Annotated in this window: 21 protein-coding genes; 11 read left to right on the plus strand and 10 right to left on the minus strand. The window is 66.7% G+C overall.

Annotated features, from left to right (window positions below):
• Window positions 1-59: 59 nt before the first annotated feature.
• From A9513_RS04695 to A9513_RS04720, 6 genes are all read right to left on the minus strand, one after another.
• The gene (locus A9513_RS04695; protein WP_065084091.1) at window positions 60-839 is read right to left on the minus strand and encodes an alpha/beta fold hydrolase; all 780 of its coding nucleotides are present in this window, start codon (window positions 837-839) and stop codon (window positions 60-62) included.
• Between the two features lie 11 nt (window positions 840-850).
• The gene (locus tag A9513_RS04700; protein WP_037015607.1) at window positions 851-1,060 is read right to left on the minus strand and encodes a tautomerase family protein; all 210 of its coding nucleotides are present in this window, start codon (window positions 1,058-1,060) and stop codon (window positions 851-853) included.
• Window positions 1,060-2,112 (minus strand): LLM class flavin-dependent oxidoreductase, encoded by a 1,053-nt coding sequence (locus tag A9513_RS04705; protein WP_065084105.1) that lies wholly within the window; start codon window positions 2,110-2,112, stop codon window positions 1,060-1,062. Before A9513_RS04705 ends, A9513_RS04700 begins: the two co-directional genes overlap by 1 nt.
• Window positions 2,113-2,133: 21 nt before the next feature.
• Window positions 2,134-3,129, minus strand: a complete 996-nt coding sequence (locus A9513_RS04710; protein ID WP_065084092.1) for a flavin reductase — start codon at window positions 3,127-3,129, stop codon at window positions 2,134-2,136.
• 14 nt (window positions 3,130-3,143) lie between these two features.
• Window positions 3,144-4,658, minus strand: coding sequence for an ABC transporter substrate-binding protein (locus A9513_RS04715; protein ID WP_231387467.1), 1,515 nt, complete (start codon window positions 4,656-4,658; stop codon window positions 3,144-3,146).
• Window positions 4,659-5,082: 424 nt separating this feature from the next.
• A complete protein-coding gene (locus A9513_RS04720; RefSeq protein WP_065084094.1) occupies window positions 5,083-7,011 on the minus strand; it encodes an LTA synthase family protein in 1,929 nt (642 codons plus the stop codon).
• A gap of 272 nt (window positions 7,012-7,283) precedes the next feature.
• Here A9513_RS04720 and A9513_RS04725 point away from each other — a divergent pair, with 272 nt between their 5' ends.
• Window positions 7,284-7,940, plus strand: coding sequence for a hypothetical protein (locus A9513_RS04725; RefSeq protein WP_065084095.1), 657 nt, complete (start codon window positions 7,284-7,286; stop codon window positions 7,938-7,940).
• Between the two features lie 131 nt (window positions 7,941-8,071).
• Window positions 8,072-8,416 (plus strand): glyoxalase/bleomycin resistance/extradiol dioxygenase family protein, encoded by a 345-nt coding sequence (locus tag A9513_RS04730; protein ID WP_065084096.1) that lies wholly within the window; start codon window positions 8,072-8,074, stop codon window positions 8,414-8,416.
• 150 nt (window positions 8,417-8,566) lie between these two features.
• Here the strand turns inward: A9513_RS04730 and A9513_RS04735 are convergent, their stop codons facing one another.
• On the minus strand, window positions 8,567-9,556 hold the full coding sequence (locus A9513_RS04735; protein WP_065084097.1) for a zinc-dependent alcohol dehydrogenase family protein: 990 nt from the start codon (window positions 9,554-9,556) through the stop codon (window positions 8,567-8,569).
• Between the two features lie 160 nt (window positions 9,557-9,716).
• Between A9513_RS04735 and A9513_RS04740 the strand changes: the two genes are divergently transcribed.
• Both A9513_RS04740 and A9513_RS04745 read left to right on the plus strand, forming a co-directional pair.
• On the plus strand, window positions 9,717-10,271 hold the full coding sequence (locus A9513_RS04740) for a GNAT family N-acetyltransferase (RefSeq protein WP_065084098.1): 555 nt from the start codon (window positions 9,717-9,719) through the stop codon (window positions 10,269-10,271).
• A complete protein-coding gene (locus A9513_RS04745; protein WP_024763501.1) occupies window positions 10,258-10,941 on the plus strand; it encodes a helix-turn-helix domain-containing protein in 684 nt (227 codons plus the stop codon). Before A9513_RS04740 ends, A9513_RS04745 begins: the two co-directional genes overlap by 14 nt.
• Here the strand turns inward: A9513_RS04745 and A9513_RS04750 are convergent.
• The 3 genes from A9513_RS04750 to A9513_RS04760 all read right to left on the minus strand — a co-directional run bounded on the left by A9513_RS04750 (window position 10,930) and on the right by A9513_RS04760 (window position 13,975).
• The gene (locus A9513_RS04750; RefSeq protein ID WP_065084099.1) at window positions 10,930-11,817 is read right to left on the minus strand and encodes a sterol desaturase family protein; all 888 of its coding nucleotides are present in this window, start codon (window positions 11,815-11,817) and stop codon (window positions 10,930-10,932) included. The genes A9513_RS04745 and A9513_RS04750 overlap by 12 nt on opposite strands.
• A gap of 83 nt (window positions 11,818-11,900) precedes the next feature.
• Window positions 11,901-13,031, minus strand: coding sequence for an MFS transporter (locus A9513_RS04755; protein WP_065084100.1), 1,131 nt, complete (start codon window positions 13,029-13,031; stop codon window positions 11,901-11,903).
• An 86-nt stretch (window positions 13,032-13,117) separates the two neighbouring features.
• Window positions 13,118-13,975 carry a LysR substrate-binding domain-containing protein gene (locus A9513_RS04760; protein ID WP_037015629.1) on the minus strand — a complete coding sequence of 286 codons (858 nt, stop codon included), beginning with the start codon at window positions 13,973-13,975 and terminating at the stop codon, window positions 13,118-13,120.
• Window positions 13,976-14,086: 111 nt separating this feature from the next.
• Between A9513_RS04760 and phnD the strand changes: the two genes are divergently transcribed.
• The 7 genes from phnD (at window position 14,087) to phnX (ending at window position 21,108) form a co-directional block, all read left to right on the plus strand.
• Entirely contained in the window at window positions 14,087-14,959 is an 873-nt protein-coding gene (gene phnD, locus A9513_RS04765) for a phosphonate ABC transporter substrate-binding protein (protein WP_024763505.1), read from the plus strand.
• Window positions 14,956-15,756, plus strand: a complete 801-nt coding sequence (gene phnC, locus A9513_RS04770; protein WP_065084101.1) for a phosphonate ABC transporter ATP-binding protein — start codon at window positions 14,956-14,958, stop codon at window positions 15,754-15,756. Before phnD ends, phnC begins: the two co-directional genes overlap by 4 nt.
• Entirely contained in the window at window positions 15,753-16,571 is an 819-nt protein-coding gene (gene phnE, locus A9513_RS04775) for a phosphonate ABC transporter, permease protein PhnE (RefSeq protein ID WP_024763507.1), read from the plus strand. The genes phnC and phnE overlap by 4 nt, the downstream gene beginning before the upstream one ends.
• Window positions 16,572-16,764: 193 nt before the next feature.
• Window positions 16,765-17,853, plus strand: a complete 1,089-nt coding sequence (gene psrA / locus A9513_RS04780) for an iron-containing alcohol dehydrogenase PsrA (RefSeq protein ID WP_065084106.1) — start codon at window positions 16,765-16,767, stop codon at window positions 17,851-17,853.
• Between the two features lie 127 nt (window positions 17,854-17,980).
• Entirely contained in the window at window positions 17,981-19,276 is a 1,296-nt protein-coding gene (locus A9513_RS04785) for an MFS transporter (protein ID WP_065084102.1), read from the plus strand.
• A gap of 41 nt (window positions 19,277-19,317) precedes the next feature.
• Window positions 19,318-20,178, plus strand: a complete 861-nt coding sequence (locus A9513_RS04790; RefSeq protein WP_024763510.1) for a LysR substrate-binding domain-containing protein — start codon at window positions 19,318-19,320, stop codon at window positions 20,176-20,178.
• Window positions 20,179-20,280: 102 nt separating this feature from the next.
• Window positions 20,281-21,108: a phosphonoacetaldehyde hydrolase gene (gene phnX / locus A9513_RS04795; RefSeq protein WP_065084103.1), complete on the plus strand. Its 828-nt coding sequence runs from the start codon at window positions 20,281-20,283 to the stop codon at window positions 21,106-21,108.
• Window positions 21,109-21,355: the final 247 nt, after the last annotated feature.

The raw sequence follows: 21,355 nt of genomic DNA on the forward strand, positions 1-21,355 counted from the left end.
CTGGGCGGTTACGGGGAGGGTTGGGCAGTGCCCACCCGCCTCCGGCGTATCGGCAGGCGTTAGTGCGAGGCCTTGTCCAGGAAGGCTTTCAGGTGGGGCACCACCTGGTCGCTCGCTTCGATCAGGATGGCGTGCTTGAGGTCCGGCAGTACCACCAGCTGCGAGTGCGGCAACGCCTCGGCGATCTGCCGGTTCAGGCCCGGATTGCAGCCGCCGTCGAACTCGCCGGTGAGCACCAGGCACGGTTGCTTCACTTCATGCAGCCAGGGCGCCATCTCGGTCTCCGCGTAGATGTGGAAGACGTTGAGGAACACCTCGGCCGGCGTGTCCATCACCTGCTGCTTGCGCCACTCGATGACCTCCGGATGCGCCGCGCAGAAGTTCTCGGTGAACCAGCGCTGGGTCAGGGTATCCAGCACCGGGCCGATGCCCTTTTCTTCCATGGCGCGGACCACCTTGCGCACGTTCTCGCTGTCCTGCGGCGAGCGGAATGCCGCAGTGGACAGCAGCCCGACGCTCAGCACGTGCTGCGGATACTTGTGCGCATAGGCGGGGCCGATCATCCCGCCGAGGGAGTGGCCGATGATGTGCATCTGCTCGATGCCCAGCCGCGCACGCAGCGCCTCCAGGTCCTCCACCAGCTCTTCCAGGCCGAAGCCCTCGGTCGGCAGCGGCGATTCGCCGTGGCCGCGCAGGTCGTAGCGGATGCAGGTGAAGCTGTCCTTCAGCGCCTCGGTGACCTTGTCCCATCCGGTCTTGCGCGCGCCGATGCCGTGCACCATCACCAGGGCGGGGCCCTGCCCATCCACCACATAGGCGCAATCGATTGCCTTGCTCATCACGCGCCTCCTCAGCCCTGGGCCTTTGCTTCTGCGATGATCTCTGCGTAGCTGCGGCCGCCTACGCCCCAGTCGGCCGGGTCCACCTCCTTGAGCAGGATGGTGACCGCCTGGGCCTTGCCGCCGCAGACCTGGAGGTAGGTGTCGGTCAGCGCCTGGATCAGCTCGCGCTTCTTTTCAGGGGTGCGTCCGGGGAAGAGTTCTACGGTAAGCAGGGGCATCAGCCGGTCCTCTTGTTCAGGTTGGGTTGGTTCGAGCGGGAACTGAAGTGCGGAATGACCTGCTCGCCGAAGCGCCGCATCATGTCCAGGCTGTCTTCCTGGGACTGGCCGAAGTTGGCGGTCATGATCACTTCGTCGATGCCCGCCTCGGCATAGGCGGAAAGCTGATCGATCATCTGCTCGCGGGTGCAGATGAGCAGGTTCCTGCCCAGCTCCTCGATGGACTGCTGGCGTGGCAGCGCTTCGATGCCACCGCCATGGACGATGCCCGGCCCGGTGAACACGTTGTCGAAACGGCGGTAGTACTCGTAGGCCAGTTGCAGCTTCTCGTGGGCGTCGGCTTCATCGCGGGCGAGATAGGTCGCGCGCTGCAACGACAGCCGGGCGCGCCTGGCGGATTTCACTTTCGCCTCGGCGTTGCCACGGCGGAAGGCGTTGACCTGGTCCAGCAGCATCCGGTGGTCGCCGCTCAGCGGCGTGGTCTGCACCGAGAAGCCCTGGCGCGCGCAGGCCTGGATGCCCTCGGGCGCCATGCTCGCCACCACCAGCGGAATCTCCCGCTCGGGGCGCGGCATCACGGTCAGCGGGCCGAACTGGTAGTACTTGCCGTCCCAGCTCACTTCCTTGCGCGTCAGCAGGGCCTGCAGCACGGCCAGGGATTCGTCGAAGCGCTCGCGGGTCTCGGCCATCGGCACGCCAAGCATCTCGATTTCGTACTTGAAGGCGCCCCGCCCCACCCCCAGCACCAGGCGGCCATCGCACAGGGCATCGGCCTGTACCACTTCGCCGGCGAACACGCGCATGTCGCGGATCGGCAGCACGGCGATGGAGGTGGCCAGCTCGATGTGCCGGGTGACCGCGGCGATCTTCACCGCCATCTGCAGCGGCGAGGGCACCAGCAGGATGTTGATCAGGTGGTGTTCGGGGATGGAGATGCCGGCGTAGCCGACCTCTTCCGCCACCACGGCCTGCTCGACCATGTGCTCGTAGAGCTGTTTGCCGGAGGCATCCGGATCGGGCAGGTAGGAACTGAGGAAATGGTTGAATTCCATGTTGTTGTCCACTCGGTGGTCTTAGTGTTTCCAGTCCAGCCAATGCACGGGCTTACCCGCGATGCCGGCGATTCGTCCGCCATCGGCGGTGTCGCAGTAGATGCCGAAGCTGTCGGCCTGCCGCTCGCTGAAGAAGCGGTGGAGCATGCTGATGCAGTAGTCGCCGCGGACCAGCAGCCAGGGTTCGTCTTCGGCACGGAAGACACGCACTTCCCGCCCGGCGTCGCTGGCCAGCGCCAGTTCGGCGCTGGCGTCCGCGCGAAAAATCACGCGGGTGAAGTCGTCGCCCGCCTCCTCGAACATCGAGTAGATGAACGACACCTCGCCCACCAGGCCGACCCGGCGGAAAACCTCATCGATGACCGCCTTCTGGCTCACCCCGGCCCGCCAGAACACCTCGGGGATGCTCCAGTGCTCCTGGCCCGGCTCGCGCACCAGCAGCACACCGTTGTCGCGGGCGATCAGGCAGCCGACCTTGAGTGCGCTGCCACGCTCCACCTGGATCGCCTTGGCGCCTTCGGCGAAGTCGATGTAGCTGCCGCGGAAGTAGCCCAGCGGGCTGCCCACGCTGCTGCGGTAGCGCTGCACCTCGCCGATCAGGATCACGTGGTCACCCGCTTCCACCAGGCTGTGGCGCCGGCAGCTGAGCACGCTGAGGCTGTCGGCCAGACACGGCACGTCGGCCTCGCAGGAGAGCAGTTCGACCCCGGCGAACTTGTCCGCCGAGCGCCCGGCGAAGCGGTTCGACAGCTCGCGCTGCCAGTCGCCGAGGATGTTCACGGCGAAACGTTCGGCGGCGCTGAACACCGCCAGGCTGCCGGCGCTCTTGGCGATGCACACCAGCACCAGCGCCGGACTCAGCGACACCGAGGTGAAGGAGTTCGCCGTGAAGCCGCGCGGCGTGCCGTCGGCCTCACGGGTGGTGACAATGGTGACACCGGTCATGAAGGTGCCGAAGACGTTGCGCAGGCTGCGCGTGTCGTCCGCGCTGACCGAATGCCAGTCGAGGTTGCTCATCCCGTTCTCCCGCTTCACGCCAGCGACCAGCGCTCGATGGCGCGCATGCCGTCCAGGGCCATGTCGCCGGCCACGGTCGGCGACGTCACCACGTCGTTGCCCATGCCCATGATGTGGTTCATGAACATCGGTACCACGGTGGCGCCCTCGTCGTGCAGCATCGCCTGCATGTCCCAGTAGATGGCCTTGCGCCGGGCCTCGTCGAGCTCGGAGCGGGCCTGCAGCATCAGTTTGTCGAAGCGCTCGTTGTTCCACTGGGTGTCGCCCCAGGAAGCGCCGCTGGCGTAGATCTGGCTGAAGATCCAGTCCGGCGTGGCGCGGCCGGTCCAGTAGCACATGCACATCGGCTTCTTCGACCAGACGTTGATCCAGTAACCGTCGTTGGATTCGCGCACCACCTTGAGGTTGATGCCGGCCTTGCGCGCGCTTTCCTCGAACAGCACGCCGGCATCCACCGCCCCGGCGAAGGCCGCGTCGGCGGCACTGATGCTGATATCCAGGCTGTCCAGCCCGGCCTGCTTGAGGTAGAAGCGCGCCTTGTCGGGGTCGTACTGGCGCTGGGCGAGCTCGCTGTTGAAGTACTTCTGCTGGCGGCCGATGGGGTGGTCGTTGCCGACGCTGCCGTGGCCGCGCAGGATCGACTTCACCCACTGTTCGCGGTCCACTGCGTGCTTGAGCGCCAGGCGCACGTTGTTGTCCTGGAACGGGCTGACCTTGGCGATCATCGGCATGGTCGCGTGGTTCAGGCCGGTGACCTCGGCGATGCGTACCTTGTTGCTGCGCTGCAGCAGCGACAAGGTCTTGATCTCCACGCGGTTGATGACGTTGACCTTGCCGGTGAGCAGCGCGTTCTGGCGCGCCACGGAGTCGGCGATGGCGATCAGCTCTGCCTCCTCGACGTGCGCCCGGCCCGGCTTCCAGTAGTTGGGATTGCGCACTACGAAGGCACGGACACCGGGGTTGTACTCCTTGAGCATGTAGCCGCCGGTGCCCACGCCGGAGCGCCAGTCCACCTGGCCGTCAGCGCCACGCGGCAGGATGCTCAGGTGGTAGTCGCTCATCAGCACGGGAAAGTCGGCGTTGCCGCCCTTGAGGCTGACGCGCACCGTCGAGTCATCGACCGCCTTCACTTCGTCGATCTGCGAGACGATCGATTTGGACAGGGACTTGGAGCCGTCCTTGCGGTGGTAGTCGAGCGTGGCCACCACGTCATCGGCGACGAAGGGCTTGCCGTTGTGGAACTGCACGCCACTGCGCAGCTTGAAGGTCCAGACCCTGGCGTCCGGCGAGGACTCCCAGGACTCGGCCAGTTCGGGAATGGCGTTGCCGCTGCTGTCGATCTCCACCAGGTTGCCGCGCAGCGCCTGGCTCAGCAGCATCATGAAGTCGTCTTCGGCCAGGCCCGGATCCAGGCTGTCGGTGGTCGACGCGCCGGCCAAGCCGAATACCAGTCGCCCGCCCTTCTTCGGCTCGGCGAATGCCGGCAGCGGCAAGCCGCCCAGCAACACGCCGGCCCACAAAAGCCCCATCGTCCCTTTCACCAGGTCACGACGGGTTACGCCGGAGGATGGCTCCCCAGGTTGCTTTTCCTTCATCCCACACCTCGCAAGACACTTGAGTTTTGTACGACCGTACAGGCCTGAAGCGAAGTTGGGCCTGGGGTCTTCTGTTTGTTTTTATCCACTCAACGCGACTGCCCCGGAGACTTCTATCGAATCACTTTTGGACAGTCGTACAGATTATTAACAACAAGAAATCCGCCATGCAAGAATTTTCTGTACAGACGTACAAAAGAATCTCGCAGGTCTTCAGTTTCAAGGGAGAGCAAAGCGCGGCCGAGGGTGGCCGCAGGGGAGGAAAAAGGCAGGAAGTACTGGCGCCCTGGAGGGCAGAGCGCCTTGGAACCTGACAGCAACCTGCAGCAGGTTCAGGGCCGTGACGACGGCCCTGCTCTCACTGCCCTGCCGTTGGCTTCCAGTCCAGCAGGTGATGGGTGAAACTGTAGCTGGCCGACTGGTAATAGCTGATCGCACGCGCCACCAGCGGGTCGTCCGCCTGCGCCGTCACTTCCGTGCTCGCCCCCAGGGCCTGGTTGTGCCGGCGCAGTTCGCCGCGCGGGCTGAGGATCGCCAGGTCCTGGCCGTCGAACAGGCCCAGGTGCTGGTAGTTGCCAATCACCACGCGCGGTGGCAAGGCGTTCGGCACCATCAGGTTGCGGCCGTAGAAGGTCGAGGTGTAGCTCAGGTTGAGGATCGACAGCAGGCTCGGTGCGAGGTCCAGCTGGCTGGCCAGCTCCGGGCGTTCCCCGGCCGGCAGCAACTTGGGCGCGTAAATGAACAGCGGGATCTGGTAGTTCGCCACGGGCAGGTCTTCCTTGCCGGCGCTGCCCGCGGTGTGGTCGGCGACGAACACGAACAGGGTGTTGTCGAACCAAGGCTTGCCCTTCACCGCCTTGAGGAACTGGCCGATGGCGTAGTCGGTGTACTTCACCGCGCCGTCACGCCCCTCGCCCGAGGGGATGTCGATGCGATCGGCCGGGTAAGTGTAGGGGCGGTGGTTCGAGGTGGTCATCAGTTGCAGCAGGAAGGGCTGCTGGCGCGCGTGGTCTTCGTCCGCGACCTTGATCGCCTGGGCGTAGAGATCCTCGTCGCTCATGCCCCAGGCGTTCTTGAAGTGGATGTCCGACTCCTGGACGCTGGACTGGTCGACGATGCGATAACCATTACCGCCGAAGAAGGCGTTCATGTTGTCGAAATAGCCGCGACCGCCATACAGGAACACGGCGTCATAGCCGACGTTCTTCAACTGCTGACCGAGGCTGGCGAAACCGCTCTCGCGGCCGACACGCTTGACGATGGAGCGACCCGGGGTGGGCGGGATCGACAGGGTGATGGCTTCCAGGCCACGGTCGGTACGGGTGCCGGTGGCGTAGAAGTTGTTGAAGTAGAGGCTGTTGCGACGCAGCTCATCCAGGTTGGGCGTGAGGTCGCGCTCGTCGCCGTTGCTGCCCAGGTACTTGGCGCTCAGGCTCTCGATGGTCACCAGGACGATGTTGTAGCGCTTGGGCGCCCCTTCGCTGGCGATGCTCCGGCGGATGTCCATCGGCCCGGTGCCGGTGAAGCGCGCATTGGGCTCGGCCAGTTCCGAACGGATGCGCTGCGTGACCTGCTCGGGCGGCAGGGTCGCGTAGAACTGCGGATAGTCCAGCTCGTTGTTTCGGAACGCAGCGAAGAACTGGTACGGCCCGTTGCTCGCCAGCTCGCGGGCGTAGGTATTGCCATCCTGGCCGCGCGGGGCATCCTGGTCGACCAGGACACCGGCCGCCAGCGCCATCGCCACCAGGCCGGCGCAACCCAGCAGGCGGCGCGACAGCGGCGGCACCTCGGCGTCACGCAGGCGACCCAGGACCTTGAACAGCGCGAGGGTCACGCTCAGCGAAAGCAGCGCCAGGATGCTCAGCCACAGGCCGATGGGATAGGACTCGAGGATGTTGTTCAGCACCTCGTCGGAATACACCAGGTAGTCGACTGCGATGAAGTTGAAGCGCACCCCGAACTCGTCCCAGAACAGCCACTCGGCCACCGCCGTGAAGAGCATCACGTAGACGCTGGTGAACAGCATCGCCGCCAGCAGCCAGCGCCAACTGGCGCTGCGCCAGACCCGAGCGGGCATCAGCAGGAGGACCACACCCATCGGCAACAGGGCGTAGACCAGGAAGCTGAGGTCGTAGAGCAGGCCAATGGCGAAGACCGCCACATGGGCCGCGCCCACCTCGGGCAGATGGCCGACCAGGAGGGCCGATCGGGTCAGGAAGAAGACGATCAGCCAGAGCAAGGCGACCAGCGCCAGGAAGCGCGTCGGAGCCGAGCGGAAGAGTTGCATGGGGTGTCCTTGTAGAAGTCTTTCCTGCGCAGCACAACGCGGCGCAAGTCGGCGCCGGTGCCGGCATCCGGGCGGGACACTACAAGGGGGAAGGAAAAGAAATCGTCAAAATAAGCTGCGGGATTCGTGAATTGTCCAGGATCCGGAACCGCTCGCCTGAATGCCCGGGCAACAGCTCACGAAAAATCCTCCTCCACGTCTTTTTCACATGTCCTTGACGAGACCTTGATCGCTCGATTCGACAATGGACAGTAACTGACGAGTCCCTATCCATGAACGATCCCCAGCGCCTGTTCACCCCCTCCTCCCGACACCAGACCGATGCCGCTGCCCGCGGTTCGTCCGGCGGCGGACTTTGCCAGCGGATTCGCCAGTGGCGGGAGAAGCGTCTGCTGCGCCTGGCCCTGCGCATGGCCGAGGAGCCCATCCTGATGCTGGAAGTCTCGCAGTCGCCCGGCGCCTCCTGGCCCGTGCTGCTGGAACACAGCAACCGCATCATCGTCGCGACCTGCCCGTCGGGCGACTCGCTGGCCGACGCCCACCGCAAGCTGCCCGAAGCGATGAAACGGCGGATCCGCGACCTGCCGGCGCCGCTGGAGGGCGCAGAACTGCGCAAGGGCTCGGTCGATTGCCTGCTGCTGCCGGAAATCCCCCGGACCGCCTGCAACAGCCGCAACGTCCGCTTGCTGAACCAATGGATTCCGGTGACGCGCGACAGCGTGATCCTGTTCGTCCGCATCGGCCATTCGAATTCGCTCGACGACACACAGCCCTGCCCCTGCGGCTCGGACCCGCACCCCATCGGCCCCGACTTCGCCAATGCGCGCGCCCTGGAACGTGAATTCCAGCGCCTGGGTTTCTCCCAGATCCACCATTGCAACGTGATCCCCGGCGTGGATGGGGTACGCATCTACGTCCTGCGCAAGTAAGCCCTCTCGCCCTCCACGGGCAGACCTGCACTTCGCCGCGGCCCTGGTTCTCCGCCGGCAGGTCATTCCACGCTGACGACCGGCCCAGGCCGTGCCATCATCCGGATTTCGCTCCCACCTCCGGATTTCCCATGCCGCTGACCCTGCTGCTGCGCTGCCACGACCTGGAGCTCACCCGCGAGCATTACCGCGACGTACTCGGCTTTGCCGTGACCGACTCCGCCGAGGGGACGCTCACCGTGCAGCTGGAAGACTGCCGCCTGCTGTTCACCGCGCAGGACCTGTGGGGCAGCGAGGCAGGTTGTTCCGGCACCCTCTACCTGCAACTGGCCGACATCCAGCGCTACTACGACGCGGTAAAGGAGCAGGCGCAGATCGCCTGGCCCCTGCAGGATATGCCCTACGGCTCGCGGGAGTTCGGCGTGCGCGACTGCAACGGCTACCACCTCGCCTTCGCCCAGCACAGCGCAGCCTGAACGGGGCCAGCCGACCGAGACAAGGCGCTGGTGTTCGATGCGCAGGCGCCGGGACGCCAAAGCCAGCGGGGGGATGTGGCGGCGATACTGTTCGGGCCTCGTGGATCACCGCCAGCAAAATACCGGGCGCCCGCGACCTTGCATCCCGCGTCAAACCGTGACGACTATCTTGCCCACCTGCTGGTTGGCTTCCAGGAAGCGATGGGCGTCCTGGATCTGCTCCAGCGGGAAGGTCCGCGCGATCACCGGGCGCAGCGCACCGGACTCCAGCCCCTTGACGATGAATGCCTTGGCGCGCTGCAGCGCCGCCGGGTCGGCGACGATCTCGGCGTACAGGTAACCCTTCAGCGTCAGGCTCCTGCCCAGCACGGTGAACAGCGGGAACGGCGTCGGTTCAGGGCTCAGCGCACCGTATTCGAGGAGGATGCCGCCGCGGGCCATGGCCTGGGTGAGCACCTCGAAACCGGGACCACCGATAGGGTCGAACACCACGCGGGCGCCCTGCCCGTCGGTCAGCGCCATGACCTTCTCGACGATACTTTCATCGTCGCTGACGATCACGTGATCGGCACCCGCCTCCAGCAGCGCCTGTTTTTTCGCCTGGGTGCGGGTGACGGCAATGGAGGTGGCGCCCACCATGCGGGCGATCTGGAAAGCGGCGAGGCCGACACTGCTGGACGCGGCGGTGACCAGCACGAACTCGCCCTTCGACAGCTTCGCCTGCTCCACCAGCGCGCCCCAGGCGGTGACGTACTGCATCCAGGACGCGGCGGCCTGTTCGAAGCTGAGGTTCTGCGGATGCTTCACCACCAGGTACGCCGGCACGTTGGCCACTTCGCCGTAGGTGCCCCAGCGGGCGATATCCAGCGGCGGGATCAGGCTCACCGCATCGCCCACCTCGACATTCTTCACGGCACTCCCCACGGCGCTCACCACACCAGCGGCCTCGTAGCCCAGGCGGCTGGGGAACTCGGCTTCCTGCAGGTAAGCGTGGTTGCGGAACATCACTTCGGCGCGGTTCAGGCCGAAGGCCCTGACCGCGATCTGTACCTCGTCCGCCGCTGGCGCGGGCACGTCCACCGCCTCCAGTTTCAGGACGCTGGCGTCACCGTATTGGTGGATTCTGACAATGCGGGCCATGACAACCTCTCTTCAGCGGGCCGGGACAAAGGCGCCGGCCGGAATGGGAGTGTAGGAAATCCGTGCGGGGTCGCCCGACCATTCGGACCGGGCGCGTCATCCGGCTGGCCAAGGGCGAGCGAAAAGCCGCAGACTGCTCGTCCGCACACAGGACCTCGACATGGATAGCCTGCCCACCCTGCGTACCGAGCGTCTGCTGCTCACGCCCCTGCAACTGGCGGATGCCGACGCCATCCAGCACCTTTTCCCGCACAGGGAGGTGGTGCGTTATCTGGATAGCCGCGTGCCCTGGCCCTATCTCGATGACGGTGCCTTGACCTACGTGCGCGACCTGGCGCTGCCGGCAATGGCGCGCGGCGAGGAGTGGCACTGGATGATCCGCCTGGCCAGCGCACCCGGCGACGCCATCGGCAGCATTTCCCTCTTCGACCAACCCGGCAATCACCGGGGGTTCTGGCTCGCGCCGAGGTGGCAAGGCCGGGGTTACATGACCGAGGCCTGCGAAGCGGTCACCCGCTACTGGTTCCTGACCCTGGAGCGGCCGCTCATGCAGGTGCCCAAGGCCATCGTCAACCAGGGCTCGCGGCGCATTTCCGAACGCGAAGGCATGCGCTGCATCGACAGCAGCGAAGGCCATTTCGTCAGCGGCGTGCTGCCGCGGGAAACCTGGGAGCTGACCCGCGAAGAATGGCTGGCACACCATGCAGCCGACTGAACGGGCCTGGCAAGGCGAGCTGTGGCTGGGCGCGGACTTCTGCCTGGTCGCCGGCACCACCGGCCACGCCCGCCCACACGCGCACTATGCGCATCAGCTGCTGATGGCTCGCACAGACGAGGTGCAGGCGCTGGTGGACGAGCAACCGCAGCGAGGATCGCTGCTGGTCATTCCGTCGAACCGGCGCCATGCCATCCAGGCCAGCGAGCAGCCCGTCATCACCCTCTTCGCCGAACCACTGGCTTTCGAACTGGCCGACCTGGAGCGCGTCTGCCGAGCCACCGGGCCGGACCTGCCAGCGCTCGCCGCGCAACTGCAAGCCCTGCCTCGCCGTGCACTCGACCCGCGCCTGGGCAAGGCCCTGCAACGCATCCGCGCCCTGGACGATGGTGCCCTGCCCGCCCAGGAACTGGCCGAAGAAGCCGCGCTATCGTTGAGCCAACTGGAGCGGCTGTTCAGCGGCACACTGGGGCTATCGGTACGTCGCCTGGTGCTCTGGCAGCGGCTGCGCCAGGCGCTGCGTCTGGCCATGGCCGGCGACAGCCTGACCAGCGCCGCCATTGCGGCGGGCTTCGCCGACTCCGCGCACTTCTCCCGCAGCGTGCGCAGCCAGTTCGGCATTCGCGCCGACCTGACGCTGCGCCAACTGAAGCTGCGGCTACTCGACTAGCGCACGGCGCAGCTCTGCCGGCAATGGTGCCGGCGGGTGCGCTGCATCGGCGCGGCGGAACGGTTCGGCGAGCTGCGCGAAGTACGCCTGCGGGTAGTCCGGCCGGTCGCCGATGCCCAGGTCGTCCTCTGCCAACTCATAGCCGGGCAGGTACAGCGCGGTACCCAGCAGGCGATCCCAGAAGCTGAAGAACAGCGCGAAGTTGACGTCGCCCGCAGTGCCGTACTTCAGGTGATGCAGGCGGTGCAACGGCGCCCAGGCGAACACATGTCGCAGCACACCGATACGCATGTCGACGTTGCTGTGCTGCAGCAGCAACTGGATGGCGATGGCGAAGGCCAGCAACGCCGCAACCTCCACGGGAACACCGAGCAACAGCAGCGGCAGCGTGCCGCCCAGGGCTTCGAGCATCTGGTGCAGCGGGTGCTTCATCAGGCCGTTGAAGCCGTACATGCGCGTCACGCTGTGGTGCACCGCGTGCAGACGCCAGAGCAGCGCGGAACGGTGGCTGGCGTAGTGCACCAGGGTGATGCCGAAGTCAGCCATCAGCAGCGCCGCCAGCAATTGCAGCACCAGCGGCCAATCGCTTGGCCACAACCCGAAATGCGGTAGCCACAGGGCCAGCAGAGGAATCGCGGCAATGCCCAACGCGTTCAGCGTCTCGTTGACCAGCGCATGGATCAGGTCGCGGGCGCCATCGCCGTGACTCTCGTTCCAGCCCGCTCGATGCGGCCAGAATCGCTCGGCAACAAAGGCCAGCAGGATCGCCAGCGGCAACAGCGCCGGCAGACAGAGCAGCGAAACGCCTTCACCGACCAGGTACAGGGCCAGGCCGATGAAGCCGAAGAAGAACGCGGGGGCGTAGAGGTGTCGCATGGGGCAACTCCGGTGCAATGGGAATCACCAGTGTTCCCGTTGCCGCATCACCGGCGCTTGAACAATCCGCGCATCTCGCCGGCTCAACGCCGCCAGGCGCACCCCAACGCACTGAGCGCCAGTATCAGCGCCGCTCCGGCGTAGGCCCAGATCGCCGGCACCTGCGGCAGCAGCACGCCGGCAAGGATCGGCCCGAGCCCGGCGCCGATATCTCGCCAGACCGCATTGCCGGCCAGCGCCTGGATGCGCGCCTGCGGGTTGCGCTGCGCCACCAGCGTCACCACCAGCGGCAGTTGCAGCGCGCGCAACACCAGCACGAAGAAGGCGCCGACGAACAGCCAGTAGCTGCCGAACATCAGCAGCGCCAGCGAGGTGGCCAGCGACAGGATCACCAGCATGCGTAGCGCGCCGAAGCGGTCCGCCAGTCGCCCGCCGAAGGGGCTGAAGAGCATCTCGCTGAGATAACGCACCGCCATCAGGATGCCCGCCACCAGCACGCCGGTGCCGCCCAGGTGGGTCTGTGCGTAGAGCGACAGGCCGAAGATGAACAGGCCGTCCAGCGTCACGCCTTCGATGAAGGACCAGGTGGCGATGCTGTCCGGCAGGCGCAGGCGGCGACCGCTGCTGACGGGAATCTCGTGCCCCGTGGCCGGCAGCGCGCGGGCGCGCCAGAGACCGCACAGGGCAGCCACGCAGAGCACGAAGAACACGCTGCGCGGCCCGAAGGCCTGGGCCATCACCGCCCCCAGCGGCAGGGCCAGCATCGGCCCGATGGACAAGGTTGCCCGCGAGCGCCCGGCGCGCCGCGCAGCGCCTTGAGCCTCAGCGGTGGCGAGGGTCTGGGTGCTGAGGTTGAAGGTGGCGAAACACAGGCCCCAGACCAGGCGAAACACCAGCAATGTGGCAAACCCGGAGAGCGTCGCCGAGGCCAGCGCGCAGGCTGCCGTCGCCAGCGCCGCCAGGCTGCAGGCGGCACGGTCGCCATGGCGAGCGTAGAAACGCACCACCCAGCCGTAGCCGACGATGCGCACCAGGCGATTGGCTGCCAGCAGGATGCCCGCTTCCACCAGGGTCACGCCGAAGTCCGCCGCGTACATCGGCAGCAACAGGTAGAGCAGCACGTCGGCGGGCAGGCACAGGCCGAGCACCTGGGCGGAGTTGCGCGAATCTCGATCGGCGCGGCGCAGCAGCGCCTGCTCGGCAGCGGACGACATGACAGTCTCGTGACGGCGACGGGGCCCGCAGGATAACCCGGCCCCCGGCCCGCAAGACAAGCCTTACGCCCGCCCCGGCGGCTGTGCTATCGCGCGAGTGTGCGCAGGAAGGAGGCGATCACCTGGCTGCTGCGGCGCTCGGCCAGGTAGTACAGGTAGGTCTCGGTGAACACCGGGTCGCCGATGATGCGGATGGCCTTCAGGCGCGGATCGGCGATGTATTCCGCCTCGGACACCACGCCGATGCCGATGCCACGGATCACCGCCTCGCGCAGCGCCTCGCGGCTGCCGATCTCCATGGCGATGCGCGGTGTGACATCCGCCGCTTCGAGCACCCGCTCCAGGGCGACGCGGGTGGTCGAACCCTGCTCGCGACGCAGCAGCGGCTGGCCCTGCAGCGCCTGCACCGGCACCGCGTCGTGGCGGGCAAAGGGGTGTTCGGCGTGGGCGAAGAGGATCACCGGGTGCCGCGCATACAACTCGGCGACGAAGGCGGGATCGTCATGCAGCCCGGCCAGCACGCCGACATCGGTCACGTAGTTCTCCAGGTCGGCGAGCACCGACGCCGAGTTGCCGATACGGATCGATACGTCGATCTGCGGATAGTCCCGGCGATAGCGGTCGACCATCTCGATCACATGGAACGGCCCCACCGCGCCGACCTTCAGCTGGCCGCGATTGAGCTGGCCGGAATCGCGCAGCAGGTTGGTCGCCTCGGATTCGAGCATCGACATCTGCTGGGCAATGGGCAGCAAGGCGCGGCCCACGGCGGTCAGCTCGATGCGACGGCCACGGCGGTGGAACAGCTCGACGTTGAACTCGCGCTCCAGGCCCTGGATCTGCGTGGTCGCCGTCGGCTGGCTGAGGCCGATGGCCCGTGCGCCGGCGCTGAAGCTGGCGTGGCGGGCGACGGCGAGGAAGGTACGCAGGCGGGCGGTGGACATCCATAGCTCCTATCAATGGATTTGCGTGCAAACCCATATTGATCTGATGGCGTGACTGTCACATGACAGCCCTAGCTTTGGCGCTACCGAACACAACCTCCGGGTAACGCCATGACTTCGCTGACCAGACTGTTCCGCTTCGCCGTGCTGCCGCTCGCCTTCGCCTCCGCCCTGCTCTCGACTGCCCAGGCGCAGGACGCCCTCACCGTCGGCCTGATCCCCTCCGAGGATTCCCAGGCGATGATCAAGAGCAGCCAATTGGTGCTCGACCAGCTGCAGGAACGCCTGGGCATGCCGGTGAAGCCTTTCGTGGCCACCGACTACAACGGCGTGATCGAAGCCCTGCGCGCCGGCAAGCTGGATGTCGCCTACCTCGGGCCGTTCTCCTACGTGCTGGCGAACCAGGTGGCCGGCGCCGACGCCTTCGCCGTGGCGGTGACCAAGAAGACCGGCAGCAGCGCCTACCACAGCCTGATCATCGCCCGTAAGGACAGCGGCATCCGCAGCCTGGACGACCTCAAGGGCCACACCTTCGCCTTCGTCGACCCCAGCTCGGCCTCCGGCCACCTGTTCCCCAAGGCCGGCCTGGAGCAATCCGGGCATGACCCGAAGGCGCTGTTCTCGCGGGTGATCTTCTCCGGCTCCCACGACGCCAGCATCCTCGCCGTGGAGAACCGCAAGGTGGATGCCGCCGCCGTGGCCGACCGCATCCTCGCCGGCGCGATCAGCGCCGGCCAGGTGCAGCAGGATGACTTCCAGGTCGTCTGGACATCCGACGACATCCCCGAGTCGCCCATGGTCTGGCGCAAGAACCTCGACCCGGAACTGCAGAAGAAACTGGTCGCCGCGTTCGCCTCGATCAAGGACGTGCCGTGGGGCGACCAGGGCCTACTCAACGGCTTCCAGCCCACCAACGACGCCGCCTACAACGTCGTGCGCGACACCGCCAAGGTGCTCGATCTCGACCTGCGGAGCCTGAAATGATCCGCGTCGCCCAACTGACCAAGGGCTACGGCGACAACCCGGTGCTGCGCGGGATCGACCTGCGCATCGAGGCCGGCGAGTTCGTGGTGATCCTCGGCCAGTCCGGCGCCGGCAAGTCCACCCTGCTGCGCTGCATGAACCGCCTGGCGCAGGCCGACAGCGGTACGCTGCAGGTCGCCGGGGTCGATGCGCTGCTGCCCCGCGACCAGCGCGAACTGCGCCGCCGGGTGGCGATGATCTTCCAGCAGCACAACGTGGTGCCGCGCCTGTCGGTGCTGAAGAACGTGCTCACCGGGCGCCTGGGCTGCGTCGGCACCCTCGCCTCGGTACTGCAACTGTTCAGCCGCGAAGACATCGCCCTGGCCCGCGAATGCCTGCGCCGGGTGGAGCTGGAACACAAGGCCGATGCGCGCACCGATTCGCTGTCCGGCGGGCAGATGCAGCGCGTCGGCATCGCCCGCGCGCTGGCCCAGCGGCCGCAGGTGATCCTCGCCGACGAACCGGTGGCGAGCCTCGACCCGAAGACCGCGCAGCTGGTCATGCACTACCTGCGCGAAGCCACCCGCTCCCTGGGCATCACCGTGGTGTGCAACCTGCACCAGGTGGACCTGGCACGCGAGTTCGGCGACCGCATCGTCGGCCTGGCCAACGGCCGCGTGGTCTTCGACGGCAGCGCCGGGGAACTGGATGAATCGGCCCTGCAGCGGATCTACCAGCAACGCCCGAGCGGCGAGGCGACCGCCTACCAGGCGGCGGCTCGTGCGGTGTACACCAGCGGCACAGGAGTCGGCGCATGAACCTGCGAAGCCATCAGTGGATGGTCGAGACGCCACACAGCAAGCGCGGTTGGCTGACCACCGGCGCCGCCGTTCTGGCGGTGATCTACCTGCTGCACTGGAGCGCCGAGGGCGCGCAGCTGAGCTGGAGCGAACTGGCCAGCGGCCTGCCGCAGATCGGCGACTTCCTCAGTCGCTCGCTGCCGCCGGACCTGAGCATCCTCCCCAGCCTCTGGCGCCCGGCGCTGGAAACCCTGCAGATCGCCCTCTGGGGCACGCTGCTGGGCATCGTCCTGGCGGTGCCGCTGGGCTTCCTCGCCGCGCGCAACCTGCACGGCAACCGCTGGCTGTACCTGGGCACGCGGCAATTGCTCAACGTCATCCGCAGCATCAACGAGTTGATCCTCGCCCTGGTGTTCGTCTCGGCTGTCGGCCTCGGCCCCTTCCCCGGCGTACTGGCCCTGGCGCTGCACGGCGTGGGCATGCTCGGCAAGTTCTTCGCCGAGAGCATCGAGGAGATCGACCAGGGCCCCATCGAAGCCTTGCAGGCCACCGGCGCACGGCCGTTGCAGGTGATCGCCTTCGGCGTGCTGCCGCAGGTGATCACGGCCTGGATCGCCGTGGTGCTCTACCGCTTCGAGGTCAACCTGCGCTCGGCCACCGTGCTCGGCATGGTCGGCGCCGGCGGCCTGGGCTTCGAACTGGTCAGCAGCCTGAAGCTGTTCAAGTACCCGGAGACCGCGACCTGCATCCTCGTCATCACCGTCATGGTGGTGCTCGCCGACCTGCTCTCCAACCGCCTGCGCCACGCCATCCAGGGCAACGGCCGGCACTGACCCGCCCTCCTCTTCAACCCTGCCGCGTGCGCCCCCGGGCGCGCGCCGGGCAGGCTCATGCCTGGAGTTTTGCCAGATGTCCGCACCCGCCGTTATCGGTCAGGCCGATGCCCACCTGCGATCAATCGATTGGAACGAAACCGACGAGGCCCGGAGCATGGCCGCACGTTCAAACAACAACAAGGAACTGCCCATGCCTGCCCGATTCCACAATCCGGTCGCCACCGTTTTCGGCGGTGGCAGCCTGGAGCGCATCGCCGACCTGTGCCAAGGCAAGGTCGCCCTGGTGACCTTCCCCGAAGCCGCGCAACTGGGGCTGATCGAACGCGTCCGCCACCTGCTGGGCGACCGCCTCGCCTACGTCATCGACGACGTGCAACCCAACCCCGACGTAGCCTGGCTGCGCGACGTGCACGAGCGCTTCTGGCGTGAAGCGGGCGACTGCACCACGGTGTTCGCCCTCGGCGGCGGCAGCGCCATCGACACCGCCAAGGCACTGGTCGTCGGCACCGGGTCCGGGCGCTTCGACGAACTGCTCGACCTGCTGGCCGCCGGCAAGCCCTTCGTCCCGGCACGACACAAGACACTGGTCGCCGCGCCGACCACCGCCGGCACCGGCAGCGAAGTGACGCCCTGGGCGACCATCTGGGACGCGCAGCAACAGAAGAAGTACTCCCTGCACCTGGATTGCACCTGGCCGCAGGTGGCGCTGATCGACCCGGACCTGATGCTCAGCGTGCCCGCCGGGGTCACCGTGTCCACCGGGCTGGACGCGTTGTCCCACGCACTGGAATCGATCTGGAACCACAACGCCAACCCGATCTCCGACACCTTCGCCATCTCTGCCATCGAAGACATCCTCGACTGCCTGCCGCGCCTGCAGCAGGACCTCGGCAACCGTGAACTGCGCTCGCGCATGGCGCTGGCCGCGCTGAAGGCCGGTATGGCCTTCTCCAACACCAAGACCGCGCTGGCCCACTCCATCTCCTACGAGATGACCCTGCGCCACGGCCTGCCCCATGGCATCGCCTGCTCGTTCACCCTGCCGCTGGTGCTGGGCCTGGCCTGGGGCCGCGACGCCGACCGCGACCGCGTGCTGCAACGCGTCTTCGGCAGCGACCTGGAGGGCGCCCAGAAGCGCCTGCGTGAATTCCTCCATCGCCTCGGGGTCAAGACCGAGTTCGGCGACTACGGGGTGACCGCAGCCGAAGCCGAAGCGATGATCGACTTCGCCATGCAGGGCGCCCGCGGCCGCAACTTCATCGGCTCGCAAGCCGCCTGAGGTCGTCCTTTACCGGGCGGCCCTGGCTGCCGCCTTTTCCTGTTGCACCGAAAACCTATTGCACCGAAGAAGAGTGCCGACACGCCGAGCCTTGCGCCGGCGCGAGCGAACAAGAAGGAAAACAACCATGAACCGTGCACAAACCCTGCCTGGCCTTGAGTCATCCGTGTCGCCCTTCCGCGTGGCGCAGTGGCGCATGCTGCTCGCCGCGATGTTCTGCTACCTGTTCTTCTATACCGGCCGCCAGACGTTCGGCTTTGCCATCCCCGGTATCCAGGCCGAGTTCGGCCTGAGCAAGGAAACCCTCGGCTGGGCCTCCAGCGCCATGCTCTGGATGTACGCCATCGGCCAGGCCATCAACGGCAACCTCGCCGACAAGTTCGGCGGCCGGCGCATCATGAGCCTGGGCGCGGTGCTGTCCTGCGGCGCCAACTGGGTCACCAGTTTCGCCGGCGGCTTCGCCAGCCTGATCCTGCCGTGGGGCATCAACGGCTACTTCCAGGCCCTGGGCTGGGCGCCGGGCAGCCGCCTGCTGTCGAACTGGTGGAGCGCCGCCGAGCGCGGCAAGGTCTACGGCTTCTACGTGTTCGCCGCCGGCTGCGCCTCGGTGCTGTCGTACGTCACCTCGGTGGTGGTGATCGACGTGTTGCACCTGGAGTGGCGCTGGATCTTCCGCCTGCCGGTGCTGCTGATGCTCGCCGGCGGCATCGTGTTCTATCTGGTGGCACGGGAACGCCCGCAGGACATGGGCTTCGAGCCGCTGGCCGACACCGGCGTGGCGAATGTCGAGGACCGCTCCAGCGAAGCGACCCACGGTGAAGAGGAAAGCTCGACGCAGCGCTACCTGGCGGTGCTGAAGAACCCGCGCCTGCTGGTCGCTGCGCTGTCGCTGGGCTTCCAGAACGCTGCGCGCTACGGGCTGATCGTCTGGGTGCCGGTGCACTTCCTCGGCGCCGACTGGCAGAAGGGCCAGAGCTTCATCGACCCGAAGTGGATCACCATCGCCCTGCCGGTCGGCATGGCCGTCGGCGCACTGAGCAATGGCTGGGTGTCCGACCGCCTGTTCGGCAGCAAGCGCTACCGCGCGATCATGCTCTACATGGCGCTCGGCGCCCTCACCAGCCTGTGGATGTGGAGCCTGCCGGCGCACAGCAGCATCGGCCTGCTCGCGCTGTTCCTCTGCGGCTTCTTCGTCTACGGCCCGGCGTCGAGCTTCTGGGCGCTCTGCCCGGACCTGGTCGGCGCGCGCCGCGCCGGTACCGCCACCGGGATCATGAACTTCTCCTCCTACCTCTTCGCGGGTCTGGCCGAACCCCTGATCGGTCGCATGCTGGACACGACGGGCAATACTTCGCTGATCTTCATCGTGGTCACCACGGCCTGCGTGTGCAGCGCGGTGGTCGCCCTGTTCGTCCGGCGCTGAGGGCACGGCAATGAGCCAGGCCTTCCTCACAGAGAGACCTCATGTACCAGTACCACAAGTGGTTGCGCTCCTTTCACGCCGTGGCCCGCACCGGCAGCTTCACCCAGGCCGCGGCGCTGCTCAGCGTCGGCCAGCCGACCATCAGCGAGCAGGTCAGCGGCCTGGAGAAGCGCTTCAGCGTGGAGCTGTTCCATCGACGCGGGCGCTTCATCGAGCTGAGCCCGGCCGGCGAGCAGCTCTACGCGATCACCCAGGGCCTGTTCGGCCAGGAGGACGAAGCCTTGCAACTGCTGCAGAGCTTCCAGCAGCGCAAGCAGGGCATGTTGCGCATCGGCGCGGTGTCGCCGCCGATCGCCATGAGCCTGACCTACGCACTGATGCAGCGTTACCCGCACATCGAACTGGAGACCTCCTTCACCAGCGAGGCCGGCACCCTGGAGCGGCTGTACAACTTCGATATCGACGTGGCGATCCTCGCCCTCTCGGAGTTCGACCAGCGCCTGAGCACCCAGCTCTACCGCACCTGCCCGATCCTCGCGGTGGTACGCGACGACCACCCCTGGGCGCAGCAGGAATCGGTCAGCGTGCAGGAGATCGCCAGCCAGCGCGTGGTGTTGCGCGAGCCGGCCTCGCGCACCCGCCAGTTGGTCGAGGAAGGCTGCCGGCAACATGGCGTGGAGCTGGACTGCGCGATGCAGCTGAACAGCCGCGAGGCCATCGTCCATGCGGTGGTGCACGGCATCGGCGTGGGCTTCGTCTCGGCGGTGGAATACGCCGACCGGCCCGGCACGCGCTCCATCGCCTTCGCCGAGGACCCGTTCCACATCGACTACTACCTGTGCTGCCTGGGCATCCGCCGCAAGCGGCCGATCATCGCCGAGCTGTTCGACTCCACGGCCTGATTTTCCACCCGAACACCCCGTGACACCGCGAGCCTGCCATGACGCCGGGCGGGCCGCGCTCATCCTGCCTTTCACCAAGAATCCCCTCACAGGAGCACCGCCATGCACTACCAGCAACCCCAGCAACTGCAAGCCGCCATCCTCGACTGGGCYGGCACCGTGGTCGAYTTCGGCTCCTTCGCRCCGACCCAGATCTTCGTCGARGCCTTCGCCGAGTTCGGCGTGCAGGTCAGCCTGGMAGAAGCCCGCGGCCCSATGGGCATGGGCAAGTGGGACCACATCCGCACCCTGTGCGACATCCCCGCCATCGGCGAACGCTACCGTACGGCCTTCGGTCATCTGCCCACCGACGACGATGTCACCGCCATCTACGAACGCTTCATGCCGCTGCAGATYGAGAAGATCGCCGAGCATTCGGCGCTGATTCCCGGGGCGCTGGATGCCATTGCCACCCTGCGCAAGGGCGGGCTGAAGATCGGTTCCTGCTCCGGCTACCCGGCGGTGGTGATGGAGAAGGTCGTGGCGYTGGCCAAGACCAACGGCTAYGTCGCCGACCAYGTGGTCGCCACCGACGAAGTRCCCAAYGGCCGYCCGYACCCGGCCCAGGCGCTGGCCAACGTGATCGCCCTGGGSATCAAYGAYGTCGCGGCYTGCGTGAAGGTCGACGACACCTGGCCGGGCATCCTCGAAGGCCGCAGCGCCGGCATGTGGACCGTGGCGCTGACCTGCTCGGGCAACGCCCTGGGGTTGACCTACGAGCAGTACAAGGCGCTGCCGGCCGAGAAGCTCGATCAGGAGCGTCGTCGCATCGGGCAGATGTTCGAGGGCTCGCGGCCGCATTACYTGATCGACACCATCGCCGAACTGCCGGCGGTGATYGCCGATATCAATGCGCGSYTGGCGCGGGGCGAGATGCCGCAGGGCTGCTGATCCCGAGCGATAACAAAGAAGGCCCGCTTGATGCGGGCCTTCTTTCTTTTGGCTCTTGATGACTTCCAGCGAAACATCCGAGCACTCCGGACCGCCCCTTTCAGTAGGCCTCGTTGGATCGAAGTTTCAGGGGTTGAGCGACATGGATGTCGCGAGAGCCACGATGGGCCAGGGATGGCCCGTCGTGGCGTGCCCCTGAACCTTCGATCAAACGAGGGTATTTTTCGCACCAAGCGAAAAACCGGAT

The organism is Pseudomonas sp. AU12215 (genome assembly GCF_001675465.2).
In the GTDB taxonomy this organism is placed as follows: Bacteria; Pseudomonadota; Gammaproteobacteria; order Pseudomonadales; family Pseudomonadaceae; genus Pseudomonas; species Pseudomonas nitroreducens.